Here is a 21,885-nt window from a genome sequence, read left to right on the forward strand (position 1 = left end):
CCTGAACACTGTGGGAGCTGGCTTGCCAGCGATGGCGTCGGCGATGCTGCATCAATATTCAGGTATGAGGTTGAAGATGTCCCAGGCTGAAAAAATCGTTATCGCTGACGCTTCCGTGCGTTGGCAGGATGTGGTCGCCGTCGCCCGTCATGGCGCACAGCTGGAGCTGTCGGCGCCGGTCTGGGCACGGATTGAAAACGCGCAGGCCATCGTCCAGCGCATCGTCACCAGCGGCGAGCGCGCCTACGGCATCAACACCGGCCTGGGCGCGTTGTGCAACGTTTCGCTGCAGGACGAACAACTCAGTCAGTTGTCGCGCAACACCCTGCTGAGCCACGCCTGCGGCGTCGGCACCCCGCTGAGCGATGAGCAGACTCGTTCAATCATGTGCGCCGCTGTCGTCAACTACAGCCACGGTAAATCCGGGCTGCATCGCCAAGTGGTTGAAGCGCTGCTGGCGCTGCTCAACCGTGGCATCACCCCGCAAGTGCCATCCCAGGGCTCGGTGGGCTACCTGACCCACATGGCTCATATCGGCATCGCCCTGCTGGGCGTCGGTAATGTGAGCTATCGCGGGCAGATCGTTTCCGCGCAGCAGGCCCTGGCAGAAGAAGGGCTGCAACCGGTCAAGCTGGGTGCCAAGGATGGGTTGTGCCTGGTCAACGGCACGCCCTGCATGACCGGCCTGAGCTGCCTGGCGATCGCCGATGCCACGCGCCTGCTGCATTGGGCGGATGTGGTCGGCGCCATGAGTTTCGAAGCCCAGCGCGGCCAGATCGACGCCTTCGATGCCGAGATCATCGCGCTCAAGCCGCATCCGGGCATGCAGCAGGTCGGGATCAACCTGCGGGCCTTGCTCGACGGCAGCGAAGTGATTGCCCGGAGCAAGGGTATTCGCACCCAGGACGCGCTGAGCATTCGCTCGATCCCGCAGGTGCATGGCGCGGCCCGTGACCAACTGGTGCACGCGACCCGACAGATCGAAACCGAACTCAACAGCGCCACCGACAACCCGCTGGTGCTGGGCACCGCAGACAATTACCGCGTGGTGTCCCAGGCCAACCCGCACGGCCAGTCCGTGGCACTGGCGGCGGACCTGCTGGCCATCGCCATGGCGGAAATCGGCTCCATCGCCGAGCGTCGCCTGGACCGTTTGATCAACCCGCACGTCAGCGGTCTGCCGGCCTTCCTGGTGGCCAACCCGGGGGTGAACTCCGGGATGATGATCGTGCAATACGTCGCCGCTTCCTTGTGCGCGGAAAACCGCCAATTGGCGCAACCGGCGGTGCTCGACAACTACGTCACCTCGGGCCTGCAGGAAGATCACCTGAGCCTGGGCACCAACGCCGCGCTGAAACTGCACCGCGCCCTGGAGAACTGCACGCAGATCCTGGCCATCGAGTACTTGCTGGCGGCCCAGGCGTTTGAGTTTTTGAAAGAGCAACGCTTCGGTGCGGGCACCGATGCGGCGTGGCGCCTGCTGCGTGAGCGGGTTCCGGCCTACGATCAGGATCGTTGGTTGGCACCGGATATCGCCGCTGCAGCCAGCGTTCTGAAAGACCCTGTCTTGCTGCAGAACGCTTTACCGAATTTGAACTGATTTCCCTGAACACCAGCGTGCCAAGGCGCCAGCCCCTCAAAAAGGGGGAAGCGACGGACAACGGACATCTCCGGAGCGTCTGGTAGGCCTCTAAAACCAAGAGCATAAAAACTCTCAAAAGGAGAACAAAATGACAGCGCTAAATCTCATTCCCGGCCAACTGAGCCTGGCCCAACTGCGTGATGTCTATCAGCAGCCGGTGAAACTGACCCTCGACCACAGCGCTTCGGCCCAGATCGAAGCCAGCGTCGCGTGCGTGGAACAGATCCTCGCCGAGAACCGTACCGCGTACGGCATCAACACCGGTTTCGGCCTGCTGGCTTCGACCCGCATTGCCAGCGAAGACCTGGAAAACCTTCAGCGCTCGCTGGTGCTGTCCCACGCGGCCGGTGTCGGCCAACCGATCAGCGACGACCTGGTGCGCTTGATCATGGTGCTCAAGGTCAACAGCCTGAGCCGTGGTTTCTCCGGCATTCGCCGGGTGGTGATCGATGCGCTGATTGCCCTGATCAACGCCGAGGTTTACCCGCACATTCCGCTGAAAGGCTCGGTTGGCGCGTCCGGCGACCTGGCGCCTTTGGCCCACATGTCGCTGGTGCTGCTGGGCGAAGGCAAGGCGCGTTACAAAGGCGAGTGGATGGAAGCGACTGAAGCACTGAAAGTCGCCGGCCTGACCCCGCTGACCCTGGCCGCGAAAGAAGGCCTGGCGCTGCTCAATGGCACCCAGGTGTCCACCGCATTTGCCCTGCGCGGCCTGTTCGAAGGCGAAGACCTGTTCGCCGGCGCCCTGGCCCTGGGTGGCCTGACCGTTGAAGCGGTACTGGGCTCGCGTTCGCCGTTCGATGCGCGCATCCACGCTGCCCGTGGCCAGAAGGGCCAGATCGACGCCGCTGCCGCCTATCGCGACCTGCTGGGCGAGCGCAGCGAAGTCTCCGACTCCCACGAGAACTGCGAAAAGGTCCAGGACCCGTACTCCCTGCGCTGCCAGCCGCAAGTCATGGGCGCTTGCCTGACCCAGTTCCGCCAGGCTGCCGAAGTGCTGGCCATCGAAGCCAACGCCGTCTCGGACAACCCGCTGGTGTTTGCCGCGGAAGGCGATGTGATCTCCGGCGGTAACTTCCACGCCGAACCGGTGGCCATGGCCGCCGACAACATGGCGTTGGCCATTGCCGAAATCGGCTCCCTGAGCGAGCGCCGCATCTCGCTGATGATGGACAAGCACATGTCGCAACTGCCGCCATTCCTGGTGGCCAATGGCGGCGTGAACTCCGGCTTCATGATCGCCCAAGTGACCGCGGCGGCACTGGCCAGCGAGAACAAGGCCCTGTCCCATCCGCATTCGGTGGACAGCCTGCCGACGTCCGCCAACCAGGAAGACCATGTGTCCATGGCCCCGGCGGCGGGCAAGCGTCTGTGGGAAATGGCCGAGAACACCCGCGGGATTCTCGCCGTTGAATGGCTGGCAGCGGTTCAAGGCCTGGACCTGCGCAACGGTCTGAAGACCTCGCCGAAACTGGAACAGGCCCGGGCGATTCTGCGTAAAGAAGTGCCGTTTTATGAGAAAGACCGTTTCTTCGCGCCGGACATCAATGCCGCCAGCGAATTGTTGGCTTCGCGGTGCCTGAACGAGCTGGTGTCGGCGAAGTTGCTGCCTAGCCTGTAAGGGCCCCATCGCGGGCAAGCCCGCTCCCACAGGCTTTTGCTGTGAACACAGGATTGCAGGCAACCCTGATTACTGTGGGAGCTGGCTTGCCAGCGATTCGATTTTGAACAAGACGAGGACTTGGGATGAAAACCCTCTGGCAACACTGCCACGTCGCAACCATGGCGCAAGGCGTCTACTCGATCATCGAGGATGCGGCCATCGTGACGTCCGGTGCGCACATTGAGTGGGTCGGCCCGCGCGCTGAATTGCCCGCAGGCGAGTACACGACGGTCACTGATTTGAACGGGGCCTGGGTGACACCGGGCCTGATCGACTGCCACACCCACACGGTGTTCGGCGGGAACCGCAGCGGTGAATTCGAACAGCGCCTGCAAGGCGTCAGCTACGCGGAAATCGCAGCAGCCGGCGGTGGCATCGCCAGCACCGTGCGCGCCACCCGCGCGGCCAGCGAAGATGAACTGTTCGCCAGCGCCGCCAGGCGTCTGAAAAGCCTGATGCGCGATGGCGTCACCAGCATCGAAATCAAATCCGGTTACGGCCTCGACCTGGCCAACGAACGCAAGATGTTGCGGGTGGCCCGTCGCCTGGGCGCCGAGCTGCCGATCAGCGTGCGCAGCACTTGCCTGGCCGCCCATGCGTTGCCGCCGGAGTATGTGGATCGCGCCGACGACTACATCGATCACATCTGCGCCGAGATGCTCCCGGCCCTGGCTGCCGAAGGGCTGGTGGATGCGGTGGATGCGTTCTGCGAATACCTGGCGTTTTCCCCGGCGCAGGTCGAGCGGGTGTTCATCACCGCTCAGGAACTGGGGTTGCCGGTGAAACTGCATGCCGAGCAATTGTCGTCCCTGCACGGTTCGACTCTGGCGGCGCGTTACCACGCACTGTCCGCCGATCATCTGGAATTCATGACCGAGGACGACGCCATCGCCATGGCCAAGTCCGGCACCGTCGCGGTGCTGTTGCCTGGCGCTTTTTACTTCCTGCGCGAAACCCAATTGCCGCCGATGGACGCCCTGCGCAAGCACGGGGTGAAAATCGCCATCGCCAGTGACCTCAACCCCGGCACTTCACCGGCACTGTCGTTGCGCCTGATGCTGAACATGGCGTGCACCTGTTTCCGCATGACCCCGGAAGAAGCCCTGGCCGGCGCCACGATTCATGCCGCCACGGCCTTGGGCATGGCCGACACCCACGGTTCGCTGGAGGTGGGCAAGGTCGCGGATTTCGTCGCCTGGCAAATCGATCGTCCCGCTGACCTGTCTTACTGGCTGGGCGGTGATCTGGAAAAACGCGTCGTGCGTCACGGCGTCGAAACGAGTCTGTAGGAGAGCAGTTGTGGATAAGGTTCTGAACTTCAAACAAGGCCGCGTGCCACTGCTGATCAGCATGCCCCACGCCGGTGTGCGCCTGACCCCGGCGGTCGAGGCCGGGTTGATCCCGGCCGCGAAAAGCCTGCCGGACACCGACTGGCACATTCCGCAGCTTTACGATTTCGCCGCCGAACTGGGTGCCAGCACCCTGGCTGCCGAATACTCGCGGTTCGTCATTGATCTGAACCGGCCGTCCGACGACAAACCGTTGTACGTGGGTGCGACCACCGGCCTGTACCCGGCGACGCTGTTTGACGGTGTGCCACTGTTCCGCGAAGGGCTGGAGCCTTCGAAAGAAGAGCGTGCGACTTATCTGGAGCAGATCTGGACGCCATACCACAGCACCTTGCAGCAGGAGCTGGCGCGCCTCAAAGCCGAATTCGGCTATGCGCTGCTGTTCGATGCGCACTCGATTCGCTCGATCATCCCGCACCTGTTCGACGGCAAACTGCCGGACTTCAACCTCGGCACCTTCAACGGCGCCAGTTGCGATCCACAGCTGGCGACTCAATTGGAAGCGATCTGCGCCGCACACCCGGACTACAGCCATGTGCTGAACGGACGCTTCAAGGGCGGCCACATCACCCGGCATTACGGCAACCCGGCGCAGAACATCCATGCCGTGCAACTGGAGTTGGGCCAGTGCACGTACATGGAAGAGTTCGAGCCATTCCGCTATCGGGCGGATCTGGCGGAGCCGACGCAGGTGGTGTTGAAGGCGTTGTTGCAAGGATTGTTGGTATGGGGAGAGAAGCATTACAGCGCTTGAGGCCCTGGTGTGACGCTTGCGGTGAGGGTGCTTGCTTGCGCCTCGGCGGCGAAGCCGTCGTAAAACCGTAAAGTCGCGTTTTTCTGGCGAAACGCAGTTGAATGATAGGGGGACTGCTGCGCAGTCCGGCGGGCGCAAGTGCCCTTTCATCGTAACAGCCGGGTGATTGGGCGATTCCTCTTCGGGACATTCAAGAAGATGCCTACAAGTCCTGTTGCCGTATGCCGAGCTTTTCCTGTCTGAAAGTAATTACTGTTTGAACGAGAGGGAACTCGTTACTCAAGTCATTATTTTTGGAAGGTGTATCAATGAAATTTAAAGCAATAACAGCTGCGATATTAAGCGCATGCGCATTGGAAGCTCAGGCATTGGACATTGATCATTGCCCTTTGCCCCAGCATATAAAAAACACACTGGGTATCTATACGGCACCGACTGTGAGCCGCAAGGGGCAATGGATCGGGACCGCGTCCGCTTCTCGCACAGCGGCAGATGACCGTTATTCAACAGCAGCGGTGTCGGCTCTCCAGGGTGCGGTGTTTTATACGACAGAGCAAAATGGTACGAGCCGCGGGGTTTTGAGTCGCTGTATGTACTTGAATGACAGTAGAGAGCACTTGGACTTGTACTATCGCCCGGACGTACGACCCGATCTCGCGGTCAAATTGCTTGACCTGAAACACTGGAAACTTCAGCCCGCGACTTCCACCGGATTAGTTACTTACGTGTGCAAGAACAAGCAGCAGGGTGGATGCGTTTTTGCGGTCGTTGAATGACGTATTCCAGGCCGCTGACTGACCGTCATTGCCGTGCAAAGAAACACGGTCAGCACAGTCCGCTTTTTCCGCTCCTTTGTTGCATGAACATCTCAAGCATCGGAACAGGTTTTTGTGTCGAGGGAGCCGACGCGGGTGGTGTTGAAGTAGTTGTTGCAAGGCCTGCTCGCCTGGGGTGAAAAACACGACGGGCATTAAGGCTTCTGTAGGAGCGAGCCTGCTCGCGAAAAACGTCAGGTCAATGTGCGCATTCAGACAGCCCGCGTCATCGTTGTCCTCCATCGTCGGAACGCCGCCCGGATCAAGCTCGCTCCTACAGGCCAGGCTGCTAGTCGCCACCGTGCAAAACACGGTCGCCACAGTTCGCTTTTACCCCTCGTCTGCTGCGTAATGTTCTGGCCACGGTGCACAAAGACACCGAACCCATAACAATCCGCTGCCGCACGAGATCATTCTGATGAAAAGACTGTTCACCCGCTGTCTCTCAATCCTCTGCGGCACCGCTCTGCTGAGCACCAGCGCCCTGGCGGCTGATGACGCTTCCTGCAAAGCCGTGCGCATGGGCGTGGTCAACTGGACCGACGTGATCGCCACCAGCGGCATGGCCGATGTATTGCTCAACGGCCTCGGCTATGAAAGCAAGCAAACCAGCGCCGTGCAGCAAATCATCTTCGCCGGCATTCGCGACAAGCGCCTGGATATTTTCCTCGGTTACTGGAAACCGGCGATGGACAAAAACATCGCGCCGTTCCTGGCCGCCAATCAAGTGAAGGTCCTGGACAAACCAAGCCTGGCCGACGCCCAGGCAACGCTCGCGGTGCCTGACTATGTCGCGGCCGCCGGTTTGAAAACCTTTGCCGATATCGCCAGGTTCAAGGATCAGCTCGGGGGCAAGATCTATGGCATCGAACCGGGCAGTGGCGCCAACACCACCATCAAAACCATGATCGAGACCAATCACTTTGGCCTCAAGGACTTCAAACTGATCGAGTCCGGAGAGGCCGGCATGCTCGCTGCCGTGCAACGGGCGGTGAACCGCAAGGAGTTCGTGGTGTTCGTCGGCTGGACCCCGCACCCGATGAATATCAACATGAAAATCGCTTACCTGACCGGCAGCGAAGACGTCTACGGGCCGAACGAAGGGGCGGCGACCGTTTCCACCGTGACCGCCCCGGATTACGCCGAGCGCTGCCCGAACGTCAATCGGCTGCTGGAGAACCTGACCTTCACCGCCGCCCAGGAAAGTCAGTTGATGGTGCCGATCATGGAACGCCAGACGGCGCAGGACGTTGCCAGAAAATGGCTGCGTGAACACCCGGAAGACCTTCAGCGCTGGTTGGCGGGTGTCAGCAGTTTTGACGGCAAGGATGGCGTGGCGGCGGTGCAGGCCAGTCTGAAAAACTGACACCCAAACCCTCTAGGAGCGAGCTCGCTCGCGATAAACCCGAGAACACCGCGGGGTATCAGGCTTACCGCGTTATCGTTGGCCATTATCGCGAGCAGGCTCGCTCCTACAGGGGTATACATTCCCCCTCCCTGAACGGGCAGCAGTATCATGGCGCCTTATCCGCTTTCCGAACAGATGACGGCTTTCGTCGAGAAAACCGTCAGTTTCAACAGCACTGACAGCAGCCTCGCCGGATTGCGCCAGGCCTACAGCGAGATGTGCAGGGCGTTCACCCCGCCACGTCCCGCCGGCCTCTACGTGGTGGACTTTGAATTGTCCGGCGTCCCGGTGCGGTCCTATCAACCGCCGGTTTCGCCGCCGACCGGTGGTGCGCCGTGCATCGTCTATCTGCATGGCGGCGGTTGGGTCGTAGGGGGCCTGGACTCCCACGACTTCATCTGTGCCGAACTGGCGTCGACCCTGGGCGTGCTGGTGATCGCGGTCGATTACCGGCTCGCGCCGGAGCATCCGTTTCCGGCGGCGTTCGATGATTGTCTGAAGGCCTGGCGCGGGTTGCGAAGCGGGCCTTTCCGTCTCGACCCCCAACGCACGCTGGTGGCCGGTGACAGCGCCGGTGGCAATCTGGCCGCTGCACTGTGCCTGGCATTGCGTGACGCGGGTGAGCCCGTGCCGGCCGCGCAAGTGCTGATCTATCCCGGACTGGGTGGCGATCAACATCTGGCTTCGCGCAGTGAGTGCATCGATGCTCCGTTGCTGAGCAGCAGTGATGTGGATTGTTACCACGCCTTGTACCTGCGAGGCTCCCCGCAGCCTGGGCCCTATGCGATGCCGTTGCTCGCCGCAGATCTTCGCCGATTGCCGCCGGCCTTCATCGCGGTGGCGCAATTCGATCCGCTGCGCGATGACGGTGTGCTGTATGCCGAGCGACTTAATGCTGCCGGCGTAGCAGCGACGTTGTATTACGGCGAGGGCCTGGTACACGGTTGCCTCCGGGCGCGGGGGCAGGTTGCCGAGGTCGACAGCCTCTATGAAAACCTGCTCGGTTATCTGGCGCCCAGACTCTGACTCTGCAAGGGCATGCTCATTGGCGTAATTCGGGTTTATGATGCCCAACGGCAGAATAATTGAAGTCCCCCCAGGGATGACCCAGACCCCTTACGGAGCGCGCAATGCAGACTTTGTACCCGCAGATCAAACCCTACGCCCGGCATGATCTGGCTGTCGATGAAACCCATACGCTCTACGTCGACGAAAGCGGTTCACCAGAAGGGTTGCCGGTCGTGTTCATCCACGGCGGCCCCGGCGCCGGGTGTGACGCCCAGAGTCGCTGCTACTTCGATCCAAATCTGTATCGCATTGTTACCTTCGACCAGCGCGGTTGTGGTCGTTCCACCCCCCACGCCAGCCTGGAAAACAACACCACCTGGGATCTGGTCGCCGACCTCGAGCGGATTCGCAAACACCTGGGCATTGAAAAATGGGTGCTGTTCGGTGGCTCCTGGGGTTCGACCCTGGCGCTGGCCTACGCGCAAACCCACCCGGAACGTGTGCACGGTCTGATCGTGCGCGGGATTTTTCTCTGCCGGCCGCAGGAAATCGAGTGGTTCTACCAGGCCGGTGCCAGTCGTCTGTTCCCCGATTACTGGCAGGACTACATTGCGCCGATCCCGCTGGACGAGCGCCACGACTTGCTCACGGCTTTCCACAAGCGCCTGACCGGCAACGATCAAATCGCTCAGATGCATGCGGCCAAGGCTTGGTCCACCTGGGAAGGCCGGACCGCGACCCTGCGTCCCAATCCGCTGTTGGTCGATCGTTTCTCCGAACCGCAGCGTGCACTGTCGATCGCCCGTATCGAGTGCCACTACTTCACCAACAACGCATTCCTCGAGCCGAACCAGTTGATTCGCGACATGGGCAAAATCGCCCATTTGCCCGGCGTGATCGTCCACGGTCGTTATGACGTGATCTGCCCGCTGGATAACGCCTGGGAACTGCACCAGGCCTGGCCGAACAGCGAGCTGCAAATTATCCGTGACGCCGGTCATGCCGCCGCTGAACCGGGGATTACCGACGCCTTGGTGCGTGCCGCTGATCAGATGGCCCGGCGCCTGCTCGACCTGGCTCCTGAAGAAGCATGAAGGGGCTGCTGCAGCGCGTGCGTGGCGCGCGGGTCGAGGTGACGGGCGAGGTGGTCGGAGCAATCGACCAGGGTTTGCTGGTGCTGGTAGCCGTCGAGCCCGAAGACACTCGGGCCAGCGCCGACAAACTTCTCAATAAGCTGCTTAACTATCGAGTGTTCAGTGACGCCGAGGGCAAGATGAACCTGTCCCTGGCGGACGTGGGCGGCGGGTTGCTGCTGGTCTCGCAGTTCACCCTGGCCGCCGACACCAAGAGCGGGTTGCGCCCGAGTTTCTCGACCGCGGCCCCTCCGGCCCTGGGCGAGGAGCTTTTCGACTATCTATTAGGCAAAGCGAAACAGGTGCATGGCACTGTGGCATCAGGTAGATTCGGCGCGGATATGCAGGTGCACCTGGTCAATGATGGCCCGGTAACCTTCCTGTTACAGACGTAAAACCGCTTGAAACCCTGTTTTGCGCCGTTTTCGACTGAAAACAGGGGTTTTTCCCGATAAATACTTTGTTACCCCTGATGCGTTGTAACGCGGGCTACTAGATAATCGCGCGCTACGGGGATCAGCGTTCGTTGGTCCATTTTGACTTAGGTAGAGACTTGTCCTGAACCGTTTGGGGAATCATTTAGCCCCATCGGAGTCGGAACAATGCTCGCCAACTTGGCAAGAGTGGTCTGTAAGGCCGGTTTTTTCGTACCGGATTCCGTACATACCCTTTAACTGGCCGTTGGTTTTTTGATCTGTTTTCGGCGAGGGTTGCTCGTGATTGTTAGTCCCTGTAACGCACCAAAATTGTCTGCCAAACGGTTTCGTAGCGCTCTGGTAGCGGGCTCTGCTCTGCTCACCTTGCTCAGCGCCGGCCAGCTTTGGGCTTTCAATCTGGATGATGTCTCGGCCAAGGCAAAAGAACTGGCCGGGCAAAAATACGAAGTGCCGCGCAGTAACCTGCCGAACGAATTCCGCGAGATGAAATTCGCGGACTATCAGAAAATTCGTTTTCTGACGGAAAAAGCCGAATGGGCGGACCAGAAAACCCCGTTCAAGCTGTCGTTCTATCACCAGGGCATGCACTTCGATACGCCGGTGAAAATCAACGAAATTACGGCGAACAACGTCGAAGAGATCAAATACGACCCAAGTCGCTTCGACTTCGGCGACGTGAAATTCGATCCAAAAGCCACCGAACAACTGGGCTACGCCGGATTCCGTGTGCTGTACCCGGTCAACAAGGCTGACAAGCAAGACGAAATCATGACTATGCTCGGCGCGAGTTATTTCCGCGTTGTCGGCAAGGGCCACGTCTATGGCTTGTCCGCTCGCGGCATGGCGATCGATACCGCGCTGCCGTCCGGCGAAGAATTCCCGCGTTTTCGCGAATTCTGGATTCAACAGCCCAAACCGGGCGACAAGCACCTGGTGATCTTCGCGTTGCTGGACTCGCCACGGGCGACCGGTGCCTATCGCCTGATCCTGCGTCCGGGCAGCGACACCATCGTCGACGTCAAGGCGCAGATGTTCCTGCGTGACAAAGTCGCCAAGCTTGGCGTTGCGCCGCTGACCAGCATGTACCTGTTCGGCGCCAACCAGCCGTCGAAAGTACTGAACTACCGTCGCGAATTGCATGATTCCAGCGGTCTGTCGATCCACGCCGGTAACGGCGAGTGGATCTGGCGTCCGCTGAACAACCCGAAACACCTGGCCGTGAGCAACTTCTCGGTCGAAAACCCGCGCGGTTTCGGGCTGCTGCAACGTGGTCGTGACTTCAGCCACTACGAAGACCTCGACGACCGCTACGACAAGCGCCCAAGTGCCTGGATCGAACCGAAAGGCGATTGGGGCAAGGGCTCCGTCGATCTGGTAGAGATTCCGACCGCCGACGAAACCAACGACAATATCGTGGCCTTCTGGAGCCCGGAAAAACTGCCGGAACCTGGCCAGCCGCTCGATGTCGCATATCGTATGCACTGGACCATGGACGAAGCGTCCATCCACGCTCCGGATAGCGCCTGGGTCAAGCAGACCCTGCGCTCCACCGGTGACGTGAAACAGTCCAACCTGATTCGTCAGCCGGACGGTAGCGTCGCCTACCTGGTGGACTTCGAAGGCCCGTCCCTGGCGGCACTGCCAGAGAATACGGACGTTCGCAGCCAGGTGAGCGTTGGCGACAACGCCGAGCTGGTGGAAAACAGCGTGCGCTACAACCCTGAAACCAAGGGCTGGCGCCTGACCCTGCGCATGAAGATCAAGGACCCGAGCAAGTCCACCGAGATGCGTGCGGCGCTGGTTCAGAACGTCACGCCTGCCGACCTGGCCAAGACTTCGATTCCGGCCTCCAGCTCCTCCGTGGCCAAGGCCGACAAGGTCGCCGCCAAACAACAGGAGAAAGCGGACAAGGAAGCCAAGCAGGCCGAGGCCAAACAGGGTGACGCCAAGCCGGTTGCAGAAGCCAAGGACAAGGCCAATAAAGACGCCAAGCAGCCTGTCGCTGCCGATGCGGCCCCAGCCACACCGGAATCGGCATCGACTGAAGAAGTCCTGACCGAGACCTGGAGCTATCAGTTGCCTGCCGATGAGTAATTCACACGTACAGCCAGAGACTCTGTCCGAGTACCTGGCGCACCTGCCGATGACCGACCAGCAGCGCGCGGAACTCGCGGGCTGCCAGTCTTTCAGCGAACTGCACGAACGCCTGTCGTCCCAGGCGTTCGACGCCCCGACCGATGCCGCCCAGGCCTCGGTCGGCAAGCGCCTGACCCTGAGTACCGCCGAAGAGTTGCAGGACGCCGAAATGCTGGTGCTCGACGCCAACGGTCGGGTCTGCCTCAAGGCGACCCCGCCGATCCGTCGGACCAAAGTCGTGCCGGAGCCATGGCGCACCAATATCCTGGTGCGTGGCTGGCGCCGGTTGACCGGCCGCACCAATCCACCCGCGCCGCCAAAAGATGAGCGTGTGCTGCCGGCTGCGCGCTGGCGCACCGTGGGTTCGATCCGTCGCTACATTCTGTTGCTGCTGATGCTGGGCCAGACCATCGTGGCTGGCTGGTACATGAAAGGCATCATGCCGTACCAGGGCTGGTCGTTCGTCGACCTCGAAGAAGTCCTGCACCAACCGCTGCTGCAAACCGCTACGCAAGTGCTGCCGTATGCGTTGCAGACCAGCATCCTGATCCTGTTCGGAATTCTGTTCTGCTGGGTTTCCGCCGGTTTCTGGACGGCACTGATGGGCTTCCTGGAGTTGCTCACCGGTCACGACAAGTACCGCATTTCCGGCGCCAGCGCCGGCAATGAGCCGATTCCGAAAGACGCGCGCACCGCACTGGTGATGCCGATCTGCAACGAAGACGTGCCTCGGGTATTTGCCGGTCTGCGCGCGACCTTCGAGTCGGTCGCGGCCACGGGTGACCTGGATCGCTTCGACTTCTTCGTCCTCAGCGACAGTAACGACGCCGACATCTGCGTTGCCGAGCAACAGGCCTGGCTGGACGTCTGCCGCGAGGCCGGTGGCTTCGGCAAGATCTTCTATCGCCGCCGTCGTCGTCGCGTCAAGCGCAAGAGCGGTAACCTCGACGACTTCTGCCGTCGTTGGGGCGGTGACTACAAATACATGGTCGTACTCGATGCCGACTCGGTGATGAGCGGTGAGTGCCTGACCAGTCTGGTGCGCTTGATGGAAGCCACGCCGGACGCCGGGATCATCCAGACCGCGCCGCGTGCGTCGGGCATGGACACCCTGTATGCGCGCATGCAGCAGTTCGCCACCCGTGTGTACGGCCCGCTGTTCACCGCCGGCTTGCACTTCTGGCAGTTGGGCGAATCCCACTACTGGGGCCACAACGCGATCATCCGCATGAAGCCGTTTATCGACCACTGCGCCCTGGCGCCGTTGCCCGGTAAAGGCGCGTTTTCCGGTGCGATTCTGTCCCACGACTTCGTCGAAGCCGCGTTGATGCGCCGTGCCGGCTGGGGCGTGTGGATTGCCTACGACTTGCCTGGCAGTTACGAAGAGCTGCCGCCGAACCTGCTGGACGAACTCAAGCGTGACCGTCGCTGGTGCCACGGCAACCTGATGAACTTCCGCCTGTTCCTGGTCAAGGGCATGCACCCGGTGCACCGTGCGGTGTTCCTCACGGGCGTGATGTCTTACCTGTCGGCACCGTTATGGTTCTTCTTCCTCGTGCTGTCGACCGCGCTGCTGGCGGTCAACACGTTGATGGAGCCGCAATACTTCCTCGAACCGCGCCAGCTCTATCCGCTGTGGCCACAATGGCACCCGGACAAGGCCATTGCGCTGTTCTCGACCACCATCGTGCTGCTGTTCCTGCCGAAACTGTTGAGCATCATCCTGATCTGGGCCAAGGGCGCGAAAGAGTTCGGTGGCAAGTTCAAGGTGACCCTGTCCATGTTGCTGGAGATGCTGTTCTCCATGCTGCTGGCGCCGGTGCGGATGATTTTCCACACCCGTTTCGTCCTCGCCGCGTTCCTGGGCTGGGCCGCGACCTGGAACTCGCCGCAGCGTGACGACGACTCCACGCCATGGAGCGAAGCGGTCAAACGCCACGGTCCGCAAACCTTGCTCGGCTTCTTCTGGGCCTTGCTGGTGATCTGGCTGAACCCGAGCTTCCTCTGGTGGCTGGTGCCGATTGTCGGTTCGTTGATGCTGTCGATCCCGGTATCGGTGATTTCCAGCCGTGTCGGCCTGGGCCTCAAGTCCCGTGACGAGAGCCTGTTCCTGATCCCTGAGGAATACAATCCGCCGCAGGCGTTGCTGGCCACTGACCAGTACACCCACGAAAACCGCTGGCATGCACTGAACGACGGCTTCATCCGTGCGGTGGTCGATCCTCAGCAGAACGCCCTGGCGTGCTCGCTGGCGACCTCCCGTCACCGTGAGGCGGAACCGATCGAGTGGCTGCGCGTCGAGCGGGTACGGCATGCGATGAAAGTCGGGCCTGAAGGGCTGACCAACAATGAGCGCGTGCAACTGTTGAGCGACCCGGTGGCATTGGCTCGCCTGCATGAGCAGGTCTGGAGCGAAGGTCACCAGGAGTGGCTGGGCGCGTGGCGCAAGTCGGTCATGGCCGACCCCCATGCACCGCTGCTGCCGCTCAAGCCCGTGAGCGTTCAGCCACAGTTGGCCTGATGAAAAAACCCGCGAAAGCGGGTTTTTTTATGATCGTTCGCAAGTGATGGGGCCACCAGCATCAGGCAACAAATCCTGCCTAAACCCTTGTGCAATCGAGTGAGTGCGTTAGCATCCGTCCCCGAATGGGTGCGCCCGGACCGTTTTGTGTCCGTATCTGTCTGTTTTTATTCGAAAACTGTCGATTTGGCGCCGCAAATGCAATGGTTTTGGGGGCTTGAAGATGAAGAAGTATCTGTCGATGCTGCTGGTCGGCGTCACGGCATTGGTTGCAGTCAACGCGGCACAGGCCGGTGCCATCGATGACGCGGTCAAACGCGGCACCTTGAAAGTCGGCATGGACCCGACCTACATGCCATTCGAAATGACCAACAAGCGTGGCGAGATCATCGGTTTTGAAGTCGACCTCCTCAAAGCCATGTCCAAGGCGATGGGCGTCAAGCTGGAGCTGGTGTCCACCGGTTACGACGGCATCATCCCGGCCCTGCTTACCGACAAGTTCGACATGATCGGCAGCGGCATGACCCTGACCCAGGAACGTAACCTGCGCCTGAACTTCAGCGAACCCTTCATCGTGGTCGGCCAGACGTTGCTGATCCGCAAGGAGCTGGAGGGCACCATCACGTCCTACAAAGACCTGAACACCGCCGACTACCGCATCACTTCCAAACTCGGCACGACGGGCGAATTGGTCGCCAAAAAGTTGATCGCCAAAGCCAAATACCATGGCTACGACAACGAGCAGGAAGCCGTGCTCGACGTGGTCAACGGCAAGGCGGATGCCTTCATCTACGACGCGCCTTACAACGTGGTCGCGGTGAACAAGGTCGGCAACGGCAAACTGGTGTTCCTCGACAAGCCGTTCACCTACGAGCCCCTGGCGTTTGGTCTGAAGAAGGGTGACTACGACAGCATCAACTTCATCAACAACTTCCTGCACCAGATCCACGAAGACGGCACCTACGATCGTATCCATGACAAGTGGTTCAAGAGCACCGAGTGGCTCAAGGACATGGAGTAACACTCGGTCACGTAGACCGCGTCGCTGCAATCGCGAGCAAGCTCGCTCCCACGGTTGATCCGGTTGAACCCAGGTTTTGTGCCCGGCACAACCCCTGTGGGAGCGAGCTTGCTCGCGATTGCGGCCTGCCATGCGACACAGAATTCGGAACTTGCAAAATAGATGAAACAGAAAAAAGCCCAATGGCCCTGGCACGTATTGACCGTGCTGGTGCTGATCGGCCTGGCTGGTGCGTTGTATTACGCCACCTCGCTGATGTCCTACGAATGGCGCTGGAACCGCGTTCCGCAATACTTTGCCTACCACGCCGAAGAGTCCCAGCGCGCCGCCGACATCTCCACCGTCAGCGAACTGGTGCGCAAGGGCGACAAGGCTGAAGTGACCCTGCGCAACGATGCGGGCGACGAGCAACGCCTGATCGTCGATGACAACAGCCTGCAAGTCGCCCAGGGCGATGATGTGGCCGAAGGCGATGTCATCGGCGTGATCCGTCATTGGGCGGCAGGACCGTTGCTGTGGGGCCTCTGGACCACCTTGTGGCTGTCGGTGGTGTCCGGCGTGCTCGGTTTGCTGATCGGTCTCGCCACCGGTCTGTGCCGGCTGTCGAACAACCCGACCCTGCGTGACCTCTCGACCCTTTACGTCGAACTGGTCCGCGGTACGCCGTTGCTGGTACAGATTTTCATTTTTTACTTCTTCATCGGTACGGTGATGAACCTGTCCCGGGAGTTCGCCGGGATCGCCGCGCTGTCGCTGTTCACGGGTGCCTATGTGGCGGAAATCATCCGTTCCGGCGTGCAGTCGATCGCCCGTGGCCAGAACGAAGCCGCGCGTTCGCTGGGCTTGAGTGCCGGCCAGTCGATGCGTCACGTGGTGTTGCCGCAAGCGTTCAAACGCGTGCTGCCGCCCCTGGCCGGGCAGTTCATCAGCCTGGTCAAGGACACTTCGCTGGTGTCGGTGATCGCGATTACCGAGCTGCTGAAAAGCGGTCGCGAAGTCATCACCACCTCGTTTTCGCCGTTCGAAATCCTGTTCTGCGTCGCCGGCCTGTACCTGTTGATCAACCTGCCGCTGTCGAAAATCGCCAGCCGGCTTGAGCGGAGGCTCGCGCAAAGTGATTGAAGTCCGCGATCTGGTAAAAGTCTTCGACACCCGTGGCCAGGTGGTGCGCGCGGTGGATAACGTCAGCACAACCGTCGCCAAGGGCGAAGTGTTAGTGGTGATCGGCCCCTCCGGTTCCGGCAAGTCGACCTTTCTGCGCTGCCTCAATGGCCTGGAAGAATTCGATTCGGGTTCGGTGAGCATTGACGGTGTGCAACTGGCCGACCCGAAAACCGATGTGAATGCCTATCGTCGCGAAGTCGGCATGGTGTTTCAGCATTTCAACCTGTTCCCACACATGACCGTGCTGGAAAACCTCTGCCTGGCGCAGAAGGTCGTGCGCAAGCGTGGCAAGAAAGAGCGCGAGGCCAAGGCCATGGCGTTGCTGGAAAAGGTCGGTATTGCGCAGAAGGCCAATGAGTTCCCCTCGCGCCTGTCCGGCGGCCAGCAGCAGCGCGTGGCGATTGCTCGGGCGCTGGCGATGGAGCCGAAGGTCATGCTGTTCGACGAGCCGACCTCGGCGCTGGATCCGGAGATGGTCGGTGAAGTGCTGGACGTGATGAAAAACCTGGCCGTGGAAGGCATGACCATGGTTTGCGTCACCCACGAAATGGGCTTCGCCCGGGAAGTGGCGGACCGGGTGCTGTTCTTCGATCACGGCAAATTGCTGGAAGACGCCTCACCGGCGGAGTTCTTCGATGCACCGAAGGATCCGCGGGCGCAGGCGTTTTTGCGGCAGGTCCTTTAAAAGCAACGGCCTGGGGGGCCACTAATCGCTAGCAGGCTAGCTCCCACAGGGTTTGGTGTGGACACCAAAAATCCGCTGTGGGAGCCAGCCTGATGGCGATTGCATCACCTCGGTTCTAAGCGAGCCGAGGCAAATGAATCACCTCAAACCCTGAACCGCCCCACCAGCATCTGCAGATGAGTCCCCAGCCGCGCCAGCTCAGCGCTGGACGCCGCCGTTTCTTCGCTCGCCGCTGACGTCTGATCCGACACATCCCGCACGTTCAGCACGCTGCGGTTAATCTCTTCCGCCACGGCGCTCTGCTGCTCGGCAGCGGCGGCAATCTGCTGGTTCATCGCCTGGATCGCCGACACGGTGCGGGTGATGCTTTCCAGTGAGCCACCGGCGCGGCGGGTCAGTTCGACGCTGCTGTCGGTCAGGCTGCGGCTGTTGTCCATGATGGTCGCCACTTGCTGGGTGCCACTCTGCAGGCCGACGATCAGTTCTTCGATCTCTTCGGTGGATTTCTGGGTGCGCTGGGCCAGGCTGCGGACTTCGTCGGCGACCACGGCAAAACCGCGCCCGGCCTCACCCGCGCGCGCCGCTTCGATCGCTGCGTTCAGCGCCAGCAGGTTGGTTTGCTGGGCCACGGACTTGATCACGTCGAGGACGCTGCCGATCTTGTCGCTTTCACACTTGAGCTCGCCCATGGCCTCGGTGGAGTGACCCACTTCCAGGGCCAGGCGCTCGATCTGTGCGATCGCTTCAGCCACCACCTTGTCGCCTTCACGGGCCTGCTGGTCGGCAGCGACAGCGGCCTCGGAGGCTTCTTCGGCGTTGCGCGCGACTTCCTGCACCGTGGCGGTCATTTCATTCATGGCGGTCGCCACCTGGTCGGTTTCGACTTTCTGGCTGTTGACCCCGGCGCTGGTCTGCTCGGTGACCGCCGACAACTCTTCGGCGGCGCTGGCGATTTGCGTGACGCCATCACTGATGCCGCCGATCAGTTCGCGAAGGCCCAGGGTCATGCTCTGAATGGCACGTTGCAACTGGCCCAATTCGTCCTGGCGTTTGGAGGTCAGGTTGTGAGTCAGGTCGCCGGCAGCGATGCGCTCGGCCACTTTGAGGGTCTGACCCAGCGGGACCACGATCTGCCGGGTGATCGACCACGCGGCAAACAGGCCAAAGGCGAGCGCCAGGGCGGTGGCCAACAGCAACGTGTTCTTGGCGTGGGCGACATCGGTGTCACGCACGATCGTTTGCGAAATCGTGAGCTTCTTGCTGACGTCGATCAGGATCTGACCTTGCGCCGCCATGCGTTGGAGCGCGTCGACGCTAGCGACCTGGGCATCACGGAACTGTCTGACCGCCGCGCGGTAGGCTTTGAGGGATTCGGCGGCCTGCTGCAGATTGGCGGTGTGTTGTTCCGGCAGTGTGGATGGCAGGTTTTCGAGGTACTTCAGCGTGCTGTCAATGGCATCCAGTGCGGGCTGCTCGGCCTCGGTCTTGCCGCTGTAGGTGTAGCCGCGAACCTGGAAGCGTGCTTGCTGAAGCAGTTTGCTCAGGTTGATCACGCTGTTGAAGGCGCTGAGGCTGTCGCCCTGCAGCATCGATTTTTCCACTTCGGCCACGCGAGCCGCCGCATTGTCTGCCGTGGCGCCGAGTTTGCTGCGGGCGTCTTCACGACTGGCACCGGCCTGGATCATGGCGGCGAAGGCTTGCTTGTACTGGCCGACGGCGGCCAGTTGCTGTTCGATCATGGCCGCGTCGGCAGGCTGATCGATCATCTTGCGGGCGGATTGCAGGCTGGTGTCGAGCTTGACCAACTGCTCGCTGACGGCGCCCGGGCCTTGTTCGCCATGCTGCATTTCATAGTTAAGGCGTGCAACGCGCAGGTCTTTGGTCAGGTCGTTGATTTCGGAAATGAATGCCAGCTTATCGCCGCGGCTTGTCACGTCGCTCAGGCCGGTCCAGCCGGTGACCGTGGTCAGCAGCGTCAGCATCAAGACAAGACCGAAGCCAATACCCAATTTGCGATTAACGCCTACGTTTCCCAGCTTATCGGCCAACCATGGGTACATGCTGCAACTCCCTCAAACAACATATTGATTTTGAGGGTATATCGGCGGGCGAGCCGGGTTCTGTAGGCGTCGCCCGACGGGTGGCAGATGAAAGGCCCGTGGGCGAGCCTGCTCAGGGGGGAAGTGTCAGGTTTAGAAGAGTCGTGCCAGCAGGGCGGTGACGGCGGTTTCGACTCGCAGGATGCGCTCGCCCAATTGCACCGGCTGCAAACCGGCTTTGCCGAACAAGTCGATTTCGTAAGGAATCCAGCCACCCTCCGGACCGATGGCCAGGGTCACCGGTTCGCTCAGCGCGCGCGGGCAGGGCGGGTAATGGCCCGGATGGCCGACGAGGCCAAGGGTGCCTTCGACGATGGCCGGCAGGCGATCTTCGACGAACGGCTTGAAGCGTTTCTCGATGACGACTTGCGGCAGCACGCTGTCCCGGGCCTGTTCGAGGCCGAGGATCAACTGCTCGCGAATCGCTTCAGGCTCCAGGAACGGGGTCTGCCAGAAGCTCTTCTCGACGCGATAGCTGTTGACCAGCACGATCCGTGGCACACCCATGGCAGCGACGGTCTGGAACACCCTGCGCAGCATCTTGGGCCGTGGCAGGGCCAGCACCAGGGTCAATGGCAGCTTGGCCGGCGGTGGCTGGTCGAGGGTGACGCGCAATTCCGCTTCATCGGCATCCAGGCGCAGCACCTCGGCCGAACCCATCAGCCCGTCGATACGCCCGACACGCATGCTGTCGCCGACTTCGCAGCGGTGGACTTCCTGCATGTGGGTCAACCGGCGATCACGCAAGATCACCCGGTCGGCCGCGATGAAGTCGGCCGATTCAAGGAGCAGGAGGTTCACGCTTGGGTCGCTGGCGGCTGGTCGTTGTGATCGTCAGCCGGCTGATCGTCCGGATGTTCGCCGCGCTTGCTGACCAGGCTGCCAAACAGGATGCCGATCTCGAACAGCAGCCACATCGGTACGGCCAGCAGGGTCTGCGAGAAGATATCCGGCGGCGTCAGAATCATGCCGACCACGAAGCAGCCGATGATCACGTACGGGCGGATTTTCTTCAGGTATTTGACGTCGACCACGCCGATCCAGACCAGCAGCACCACGGCCACCGGAATCTCGAACGCGACGCCGAAGGCGAAGAACAGCGTCATGACGAAGTCGAGGTAGCTGGTGATGTCGGTCATCATTTCCACGCCGGCCGGCGTGGCGGCGGCGAAGAATTTGAATATCAGCGGAAACACCAGGTAATAGGCGAACGCCATGCCGGTGTAGAAGAGCATGATGCTGGAGATCAGCAAGGGCACGGCAATGCGCTTCTCGTGCTTGTACAGGCCCGGCGCGATGAAGCCCCAGATCTGGTGCAGGATCACCGGGATCGCCAGGAACAGCGACACCATCATCGTCAGTTTCAGCGGCGTCAGGAATGGCGACGACACATCGGTGGCGATCATCGTCGCGCCTGCTGGCAAATAGGCGCGCAGCGGCGTCGAGACGAAGGTGTAGATCTGCTGGGTGAAGGCGAACAACCCGGCGAAGATGACGAAGATCGCCGCTACGCAGCGCAGCAGGCGGGTACGCAACTCGGTGAGGTGCGAAACCAGCGGCATGTGCTGGTCGTTTTCAGGAAGATCGCTCATGGGGCTCGCGGCGGCAGTGTTGGGTCATGAGGAGCCGGCGCGACAGGCGCGGCGGCTGGAGCAGCGGGTTCAACCGCAGGTGCCGCCACAACGGGCGCCGCTTCGGTTGTCGCGACAACGGGAGCTGTCGCAGTCGTTGGCGTGGGTGCCGCGGGTGTGTGGATCGACTGCTCGCCCACATGCTCCACCGGCGTCGGCTCCTGCTGGGTCGGCGTGAAGATCTTCCGCGCCTCCTGCTCAAGCGACAGGATGTGCTCGTTGTGCAGTTGCCGACGAATCTCGTCGGCACCGATTTCACGTTCAACTTCCTGTTTGATCGCGTTGAAGCTGCGCTTCAGACGCCCGACCCACAGGCCAGCGGTGCGCGCAGCGCCCGGCAGACGCTCGGGGCCCAGCACCAGCAGGGCGACGAGGCCGACGAGCAGCAGTTCAGAGAAGCTGATACCAAACATTAGTCA

The 21,885-nt window shown here is 61.2% G+C and carries 18 protein-coding genes and 1 pseudogene; 14 read left to right on the top strand and 5 right to left on the bottom strand.

Going from position 1 to position 21,885, the window contains the following annotated elements:
• The first annotated feature begins 76 nt into the window (after positions 1-76).
• The 14 genes from hutH (GQ39_RS26745) to GQ39_RS26810 all read left to right on the top strand — a co-directional run bounded on the left by hutH (GQ39_RS26745) (position 77) and on the right by GQ39_RS26810 (position 17,736).
• Positions 77-1,600, top strand: coding sequence for a histidine ammonia-lyase (gene hutH / locus GQ39_RS26745; protein ID WP_047536392.1), 1,524 nt, complete (start codon positions 77-79; stop codon positions 1,598-1,600).
• Between the two features lie 130 nt (positions 1,601-1,730).
• A complete protein-coding gene (hutH, locus tag GQ39_RS26750; protein ID WP_047536394.1) occupies positions 1,731-3,263 on the top strand; it encodes a histidine ammonia-lyase in 1,533 nt (510 codons plus the stop codon).
• 125 nt (positions 3,264-3,388) lie between these two features.
• Positions 3,389-4,594, top strand: a complete 1,206-nt coding sequence (hutI, locus tag GQ39_RS26755; RefSeq protein WP_047536396.1) for an imidazolonepropionase — start codon at positions 3,389-3,391, stop codon at positions 4,592-4,594.
• Positions 4,595-4,604: 10 nt separating this feature from the next.
• Positions 4,605-5,408 (top strand): N-formylglutamate deformylase, encoded by an 804-nt coding sequence (hutG, locus tag GQ39_RS26760; protein ID WP_047536398.1) that lies wholly within the window; start codon positions 4,605-4,607, stop codon positions 5,406-5,408.
• 308 nt (positions 5,409-5,716) lie between these two features.
• Complete coding sequence (locus GQ39_RS31975; RefSeq protein WP_081997985.1) at positions 5,717-6,184, top strand: DUF3757 domain-containing protein; 468 nt, start codon at positions 5,717-5,719, stop codon at positions 6,182-6,184.
• 457 nt (positions 6,185-6,641) lie between these two features.
• A complete protein-coding gene (locus GQ39_RS26770; protein ID WP_047536402.1) occupies positions 6,642-7,589 on the top strand; it encodes a choline ABC transporter substrate-binding protein in 948 nt (315 codons plus the stop codon).
• Positions 7,590-7,739: 150 nt separating this feature from the next.
• Positions 7,740-8,657, top strand: a complete 918-nt coding sequence (locus tag GQ39_RS26775) for an alpha/beta hydrolase (RefSeq protein WP_047536405.1) — start codon at positions 7,740-7,742, stop codon at positions 8,655-8,657.
• Between the two features lie 104 nt (positions 8,658-8,761).
• Complete coding sequence (pip, locus tag GQ39_RS26780) at positions 8,762-9,733, top strand: prolyl aminopeptidase (RefSeq protein WP_047536406.1); 972 nt, start codon at positions 8,762-8,764, stop codon at positions 9,731-9,733.
• Positions 9,730-10,167, top strand: a complete 438-nt coding sequence (gene dtd, locus GQ39_RS26785) for a D-aminoacyl-tRNA deacylase (RefSeq protein ID WP_047536408.1) — start codon at positions 9,730-9,732, stop codon at positions 10,165-10,167. The genes pip and dtd overlap by 4 nt, the downstream gene beginning before the upstream one ends.
• 321 nt (positions 10,168-10,488) lie before the next feature.
• Entirely contained in the window at positions 10,489-12,303 is a 1,815-nt protein-coding gene (locus tag GQ39_RS26790) for a glucan biosynthesis protein G (RefSeq protein ID WP_047539198.1), read from the top strand.
• Positions 12,296-14,866, top strand: coding sequence for a glucans biosynthesis glucosyltransferase MdoH (gene mdoH / locus GQ39_RS26795; RefSeq protein WP_047536410.1), 2,571 nt, complete (start codon positions 12,296-12,298; stop codon positions 14,864-14,866). The genes GQ39_RS26790 and mdoH overlap by 8 nt, the downstream gene beginning before the upstream one ends.
• Positions 14,867-15,089: 223 nt before the next feature.
• Positions 15,090-15,887 (top strand): transporter substrate-binding domain-containing protein, encoded by a 798-nt coding sequence (locus tag GQ39_RS26800; protein WP_047536412.1) that lies wholly within the window; start codon positions 15,090-15,092, stop codon positions 15,885-15,887.
• 162 nt (positions 15,888-16,049) lie between these two features.
• Positions 16,050-17,009: an amino acid ABC transporter permease gene (locus GQ39_RS26805; RefSeq protein ID WP_047536413.1), complete on the top strand. Its 960-nt coding sequence runs from the start codon at positions 16,050-16,052 to the stop codon at positions 17,007-17,009.
• Positions 17,002-17,736 carry an amino acid ABC transporter ATP-binding protein gene (locus GQ39_RS26810; RefSeq protein ID WP_047536416.1) on the top strand — a complete coding sequence of 245 codons (735 nt, stop codon included), beginning with the start codon at positions 17,002-17,004 and terminating at the stop codon, positions 17,734-17,736. Before GQ39_RS26805 ends, GQ39_RS26810 begins: the two co-directional genes overlap by 8 nt.
• A gap of 143 nt (positions 17,737-17,879) precedes the next feature.
• Here the strand turns inward: GQ39_RS26810 and GQ39_RS33905 are convergent, their stop codons facing one another.
• The 5 genes and pseudogenes from GQ39_RS33905 to tatB form a co-directional block, all read right to left on the bottom strand.
• The gene (locus GQ39_RS33905) at positions 17,880-18,743 is read right to left on the bottom strand and encodes a methyl-accepting chemotaxis protein (RefSeq protein ID WP_442961753.1); all 864 of its coding nucleotides are present in this window, start codon (positions 18,741-18,743) and stop codon (positions 17,880-17,882) included.
• Positions 18,738-19,796, bottom strand: a pseudogene (locus tag GQ39_RS33910) (methyl-accepting chemotaxis protein); the annotation flags it as partial. The gene GQ39_RS33905 and the pseudogene GQ39_RS33910, both read right to left, overlap by 6 nt.
• A gap of 132 nt (positions 19,797-19,928) precedes the next feature.
• Positions 19,929-20,636, bottom strand: a complete 708-nt coding sequence (locus tag GQ39_RS26820) for a 16S rRNA (uracil(1498)-N(3))-methyltransferase (RefSeq protein WP_047536419.1) — start codon at positions 20,634-20,636, stop codon at positions 19,929-19,931.
• The gene (gene tatC / locus GQ39_RS26825) at positions 20,633-21,427 is read right to left on the bottom strand and encodes a twin-arginine translocase subunit TatC (protein ID WP_047536420.1); all 795 of its coding nucleotides are present in this window, start codon (positions 21,425-21,427) and stop codon (positions 20,633-20,635) included. Before tatC ends, GQ39_RS26820 begins: the two co-directional genes overlap by 4 nt.
• Positions 21,424-21,879: a Sec-independent protein translocase protein TatB gene (gene tatB, locus GQ39_RS26830; protein ID WP_047536422.1), complete on the bottom strand. Its 456-nt coding sequence runs from the start codon at positions 21,877-21,879 to the stop codon at positions 21,424-21,426. Before tatB ends, tatC begins: the two co-directional genes overlap by 4 nt.
• Positions 21,880-21,885: the final 6 nt, after the last annotated feature.

The sequence above is a fragment of the Pseudomonas sp. 11/12A genome, from assembly GCF_000800055.1.
GTDB classification, from domain to species: Bacteria; Pseudomonadota; Gammaproteobacteria; order Pseudomonadales; family Pseudomonadaceae; genus Aquipseudomonas; species Aquipseudomonas mohnii.